The 6406-nt window shown below is 31.3% G+C and carries 8 protein-coding genes; 2 read left to right on the top strand and 6 right to left on the bottom strand.

What is annotated here, in order from left to right:
- The coding region (locus WBG30_RS06685; protein WP_424503867.1) for a hypothetical protein at positions 1-317 on the top strand (317 nt) is incomplete at its 5' end.
- Positions 318-426: 109 nt separating this feature from the next.
- Positions 427-1122: a hypothetical protein gene (locus WBG30_RS06680; RefSeq protein WP_424503866.1), complete on the top strand. Its 696-nt coding sequence runs from the start codon at positions 427-429 to the stop codon at positions 1120-1122.
- 42 nt (positions 1123-1164) lie between these two features.
- Here the strand turns inward: WBG30_RS06680 and WBG30_RS06675 are convergent, their stop codons facing one another.
- The 6 genes from WBG30_RS06675 to WBG30_RS06650 form a co-directional block, all read right to left on the bottom strand.
- Positions 1165-2499, bottom strand: a complete 1335-nt coding sequence (locus WBG30_RS06675; protein ID WP_424503865.1) for a CoA-disulfide reductase — start codon at positions 2497-2499, stop codon at positions 1165-1167.
- Positions 2500-2563: 64 nt separating this feature from the next.
- Positions 2564-3436 (bottom strand): DUF5677 domain-containing protein, encoded by an 873-nt coding sequence (locus tag WBG30_RS06670; RefSeq protein WP_424503864.1) that lies wholly within the window; start codon positions 3434-3436, stop codon positions 2564-2566.
- Between the two features lie 143 nt (positions 3437-3579).
- Positions 3580-4275 carry a tRNA (adenosine(37)-N6)-threonylcarbamoyltransferase complex dimerization subunit type 1 TsaB gene (gene tsaB / locus WBG30_RS06665; protein ID WP_424503863.1) on the bottom strand — a complete coding sequence of 232 codons (696 nt, stop codon included), beginning with the start codon at positions 4273-4275 and terminating at the stop codon, positions 3580-3582.
- Entirely contained in the window at positions 4269-4721 is a 453-nt protein-coding gene (gene tsaE / locus WBG30_RS06660) for a tRNA (adenosine(37)-N6)-threonylcarbamoyltransferase complex ATPase subunit type 1 TsaE (protein ID WP_424503862.1), read from the bottom strand. Before tsaE ends, tsaB begins: the two co-directional genes overlap by 7 nt.
- 180 nt (positions 4722-4901) lie before the next feature.
- Positions 4902-5372 (bottom strand): D-glycero-beta-D-manno-heptose 1-phosphate adenylyltransferase, encoded by a 471-nt coding sequence (gene rfaE2 / locus WBG30_RS06655; RefSeq protein WP_424503861.1) that lies wholly within the window; start codon positions 5370-5372, stop codon positions 4902-4904.
- Positions 5373-5901: 529 nt separating this feature from the next.
- The gene (locus WBG30_RS06650) at positions 5902-6237 is read right to left on the bottom strand and encodes a hypothetical protein (RefSeq protein WP_424503860.1); all 336 of its coding nucleotides are present in this window, start codon (positions 6235-6237) and stop codon (positions 5902-5904) included.
- Positions 6238-6406: the final 169 nt, after the last annotated feature.

Genomic DNA, 6406 nt, shown 5'->3' with positions numbered 1-6406 from the left:
TAAAATATAGAGGAGATGAGTGGCTCTATATGAACGGAATTGATCTAATATCCGGTGAAACTTATCATATGGATTTTATGGCTAGAAAATTAAACACAGCTTTTTGGAGAGATAAATCAAATCTAGTGGATTCCATCGAGGAATACATTGCATTTACCTTAAAACCTCAAGAGATAGAAGCTATCAAAAAAATGGTCGATAATAATCATGGAGAGATAAAATATTATAGTGAAGTCGACGATAGGTCAGCAACTACAACAATAACTACAGAAGAAATTAAAAATATGAGTGAGATTTTAGATCTATACTCTAAATAAGCAACATGACGTTACATCCAAAATAAGTACAAGTCGGGGTTTTATAAATTTTATAATTTCCTAGATAATAAAATATAGGGGTCATCCCCCATTCAAAAGGAGAGATATTATGTCAATTACATTAAAACATTGCTTAACATCACATGCTACAACATTCAACCCTCAAAGTCGTGGGTTTGATATAGCGGGACAATTTGATACTTTAGTTCAGCCTATTTTCCCAATTGGAATGCCTCAACTTTCTATATACTTAGCATTTGAAGGATTAGACAGAGATACTAATTTTGAAATGAGAATTAACAGTCCTAGTGATGAACTATTATCTAGTGGAGAATTACCAATTCCTAGAGATATGTTTGGTCACGGTAGAAAAGTAGTCAACATTGAAAAATTTGTTATTTCTGAAAGAGGATCTTACACTATAGATATTTTAGAAAAAACTCCTAGCGGATTAAAATTCTTACTAACTGAAACTCTATTTACTACATCTTATCCTCCTAAAAGAGAATTTAGAGATGGAGAAGTAGACGCTATCTTGGCTTCTAAAGAAAAAATCATCAGAACTATCAAAAGCGATTTCAAACCAGTAGATGTAGAAACTAGTGTAAAATTACAACTAAGCTTAGATGTTAATGAAGAATTAGTAGAAGATCACATCTTTTTCCCTGAAAACAACACACTTACTCTTGAAGGAAAGGACTACGACCTTACTGGATTAAGAAGAGAAATGGAATGGATGTTTGGAAGACCTATCCCTGAACAACAGCCTGAAAATCAAGTTGAAACTACAGAAGAAGTAAAATAATATATATTAAAAAATCCCCCTTGAAATTCAAGGGGGATTTTTCTATTTAGCTATATTTCCAGTTACATTGAGTACATCCCAAGTTCTTGCAAATGGAGGAGCATAACAAAAATCCATCATTCCTAGTTCTGAGGTTTTCATTTTTGTAGCAACTGCCATAGCAATAACATCTACTCTTAGCACTGCTCCATTTTTCCCTATAATCTGCCCTCCTAAAATAACTTTAGTCTCAGCATCATATATTAATTTTACAAAAATATTTACTTGTCCTGGATAATAATTAGTTTGATTTTTATCCTTCACTAGGATAGTTTTATAGTTTATTCCATCTAGCTTAGCATCTTTTTCTGTAATCCCTGTTCTTCCAGCTTCCAAATCCATTACCTTAATACACGCTGATCCCAGAGTTCCACTAAATTTATTTTTAGCACCAGCTAAATTTTCTCCTACAACTCTTCCAATTTTGTTAGCTGTAGTAGCCAGTGGAATATATACATTTTTCTCCCTGACTTTATGGTATACCATTGCACAGTCTCCAGCCGAATAGATACTATCTACAGATGTTTTTCCCTCTTCATCTATTATAATAGCTCCCCTATCCATCTCAATTCCTGTCCCTTCCAAAAAATCTGTTGCAGGTCTTACACCAGTGGCTATCACTACGATATCAGCATTGTATTCACCTTTATCAGTTATAACCCTTTCCACCACACCATTTCCCTCTATTTTTTTAACAACCTCTTCTAAGTGAAGATCCACACCATGTGATCTGATCTCTTCTTCCATAAGATCTGTTATTTCTCTATCAAAAGAAGCTCCCATTACTCTTTTCCCACGTTGGATTACCCTTACATTTTTTCCTAGTTGTTTTGCTGCTTCTATAACTTCTATTCCTATATACCCAGCACCGATTACTAAAACCTCTTTATTTTCCTCTTTCATAATGGCTTTCTTTAAATCAATTCCATCATCTATAGATTTCAATGTAAAAATATTTTTTAAAGTTTTTATACCTTCTACTGGAGGTAAGATAGCATTAGCACCTGTCGCTACCATTAATTTATCATATTGGCTTTCAAAAGTTTCATTTGTTTCTAAATTTTTAACTACTACTATTTTTTTCTCTACATCTACCTTTAAAACCTCATGATTTATATTTACTTCTACACCAGATTCTCTAAATTGTTCTGGAGTTCTAGCAATCATCCCTTTAGGATTATCAAAAAAATCTCCTACATAATAGGGTAATCCACAAGCTCCAAAAGATACGATACTTCCCTTTTCATATACTATAACCTCTGAATTTTTAGCCATCCTTTTAGCCTTTGCTGCTGCACTCATTCCTGCTGCCACTCCACCTATAATAACTATTCTCATAAAATCCTCCTTTATTGCCTACGAAACTAATAATTCATAATCAGAATTTTAAATAATTCCATTCTTATATTTCAACATTCAATTTTGTTGTTCCAAACAACCTTTCATTATCTAATTTTATAATCTCTTCTGATTTTTTAATCATTTTTTCTCGCCATTTTTCCAAAACTTCTAAGTCTGATAAAGATTTTTGAATATATAACTTCACTATCCTCTCAAATATTTCCCCTGAAAATACTACAATCATCATTGAAATAAGCCCAATTCCTATTTTATCATTCGACCTAAATTCTCGAATATAAAACTCATTATCTTTTGGATAATTATTAACAAGAGACATTTGGTTGTGAGTTTCGGCACATAAGAAACTATAGTGTAATTTTGAACCGCTATTTTTATAAGGATCATCATTTTTTCTCTTAAAATAAAAGCTTTTCCAATTTAACATATGTTCTTTCATCCATTTTTTATTTTGAAACTGCTTTCTTTTTTGATTTTTTAGTTCTTCTCCCAATTCTTGTTGTATTAATTTTATCCCCTTTTGGTCCTCTAACGAAAGTTCCATTTTTTCATATTTAGATATATAGTCTAAACTTTTGCAGTAAATATAAGCCAACGCTCTTTTAGGATTTTTCAACATAAAATTTAAATCTAAAAATCCCTCTAAAACACTTCTTGCTAAAACAAATATATTTTGTTGAGAATATTTTTCTGACAATATAATTATACCGTCTATTTTTTCAAGAACTTCTTTTAAAATAGAAATTATTATTTGTTGCTGTTTTTTTTCCCAGCCAGTTACTTTATTTTCGTTCAAAGAAACTCTTATGTCTAATCCTTTTTGAATAACGTCTTCTAACATTACTCCAAAGTCTTTATACATTTCTTTGGTTTTATCATTTGGATCCCCTATTAATTCTTGTTTAGTAATCGCCATACTCATCACTCCTAAAAAATAATTTTATTAGTGTTGTTCATGATTCAATCTAAATTACCTCGGTTTCTTTTTAACATCATAATTTTCTTGTAACTAAAAGAAAATTTTGTATTCGTTAATCGAGAAACCATAAGAAGGAAGAGTTAAGCGTTCTTCTTCTCTCTTGCTTCCTTTTCCCTTTCAGCTTGAGTTTTTGAGATATAATATGGTTCCAATGTATATAAGTTATCTGCATCTTTTTCTACTGCCATCTCAGCCAAAATTCCCGCTCTTACCATTGAGTTAGATTTTAAATTATATATGGCATTATCTCCCATAATTTCATCTATTATTTCCTTATAGATAATACTTCCATCACCTGTAAAGATTATTTTTTCCTCTTTAAAATCTTCTAATATTAATTTTAACTCCTCAGCACCATATTCAGATATTCTCTCTACCGTATCTCCATTATAGTTATAAGCGGAAAAATACACTCTTCCTTTTCTAGCATCGATAAGTGACATAATTTTATTAGGAGTTTGTGATACTGTACGTGCAAGGATATCTAATTCATTTACTCCTACAATATCGCAACCGATACTATAAGCTAATCCTTTGGCTGTTCCTACTCCTACTCTGATCCCTGTAAATGATCCAGGCCCTATGCTGACAGCTACCCTTTCAACATCCTTTGGCTTGAGTTTAGCAAGGCTGAATACCATGTCTATTATAGACATCAAAGAATCTGAATGATTCAATCTTATATTTGCATTTATTTCCGATAAAATTCCTATCTCACTATCGTATAATGCTACACTACCTGTTTTTGTAGAAGCATCGATTCCTAATACTACCATAATTTTTTTAACTCCTTCTCTCTCTTTTCATTTCCAACAAATTTCATCTCAACTTCACGAGAATTTTCATCTCTGTGATACATCTTTATCTCTATATATTCTTTAGGTAACTCTGTCTCTATTATGTTTGCCCATTCTATTATTGTTAATCCACCATTATGCAGATAATCTTCATATCCAATTTCATATACTTCTTCAGGATCACAAAGTCTATAAACATCAAAATGATATAGGGGCATCTTTCCCCCTAAATGTTCTAATACATAGTTAAATGTCGGACTTTTTATATTCCCAGTGATTCCTAATTCTTTAGCTATTGTTTTAGTCAGAGTTGTTTTCCCTGTTCCTAAGTCTCCTACCAGTGCTATTACGTCATTTGGAACTACAAATTTAGCTAATTTAACTGCTAATTCTGTCAACTCCTCAAATGATAATATTCTTTTCATCTTTTCATTCTCCTTTTATTCAACCCATCCTTTTTATAGTTGCTCGATTCACGAATATTAAAATTAGTTCTATTTAGAAAAAGTTTTAAATGTAACAAAGGGTAACTAACGCTATAATATTTTGCGATAGTTTGCTCTTTATTAAAGAGTAAACGACAACAAGAAAAGAGTTATATTTTCTTACTTATTCCCCGATATCTTTTTCACTACATTACTTGTAGATTTCCCATCGACAAGAGTAAGAATTCTTACCTCTCCTCCGTTTCTTTCTACAACGATAGTTTCAGGAAGATCTTCTTTTTTGTAATCTCCTCCCTTTACATGGATAGATGGTTTCAATGTTTCTATTATCTCTACAGGAGTATCTTCTGGAAATATTACAGAATAATCTACAGCTTTTAATCCACACAATAACTCTGCTCTATCCATTTCACCATTTATAGGTCTTGTAGGCCCTTTTAATCTTCTTACAGAATCATCAGAGTTAACTCCTACTATCAATACATCACCACATTCACGGGCTTCATTTAAATATCTTAGATGTCCTACATGCAAGATATCAAAACATCCATTAGTAAAGACCACTTTTTTTCCACTGTCTTTTAGTTTTTCAACTAATTTACCGGCCTCTTCTCTAGTTAGTATACTCATTAATTCCTCCTAATTTCTTTCCTTTTATTTATATAAATTATACCTTAATTTCAATTCTTTTAAAAGACTAATCCTAAGCTTAACTTTTTTACTTATCATTTTTTTCAACGCAGAGTCTCAGAGGACGCTGAGGTTCTCAGAGATAAACTCTTTTTCTTGGTTAAAACCTCTAAACTTTTGTCACGAATTACACGAAGGTTACATATAATACACTCCTGCTTTATTCTTTTGGCTATAGCCTTTTAAATGAAGTTTATAGTCGTCCAACTTCAGCGGTACTGTTCCTACAATGACGATCGTGAACTACTTACAAAGACAAAATGGTTATTGCTTCGTCTTCCCCATTTAGGGGAAAACATAATAAGTAAGTGTAAGAAACCTTCTTGAACTTTTTCGTTAATTTTTCTTTCCCACATTTAAAATTTATTCTACAAATTAAAATCAATTTTAATAATCGTGGCATCAAAGTATCCCATATCAAAGGCGGAACCTTTGGAACTTTCTTTTCACTTTCAATTTTCAATTAAATTTACCTATGCCTCATCTCGTCTAATTCAAATACCAATTTATCATACGAAGACTGCATTCTTTTCATCTTTTCTTCGTATTCCTTTGTTTTTTCCTCTACCTTCACTTTTAGCCTACCATCTACATCAGCTAGTTTTGCCTTTAATCCTCTTAATTCACTATTTTTAGCCTTTAATTTCTGCTTTAATGTCGTATTTTCTTCCTCTATTTTATTAGTTTCATTTTTAACTTCTAATTTGTCTCGACCTAATTTCTCCAATCTGCCTCTCAATTTATCTATCTTACCTAACAACTCTATTTTTTCCCTTCTATACCTACTTTTTAATACAAAAAACATTTTTTATCTCTCCTTTTTTTCATATATTTTATACAATAATATTAACACAATTTTATTAGTTAATAAAACATTATAACTAGACTTCTATAAAAACTTAGTTATAATCACTAAAAAAGAGAGAAATGATCCTATAGTCATCCTCTCTCTATTATAATTTTTACACTTTCAA

Origin of the sequence: Psychrilyobacter sp. (assembly GCF_049671765.1) — a bacterium.
GTDB lineage: Bacteria > Fusobacteriota > Fusobacteriia > Fusobacteriales > Fusobacteriaceae > Psychrilyobacter.
The sequence above is the reverse complement of the archived record's forward strand: the minus strand, read 5'-3'. Positions and strand labels throughout refer to the sequence as shown.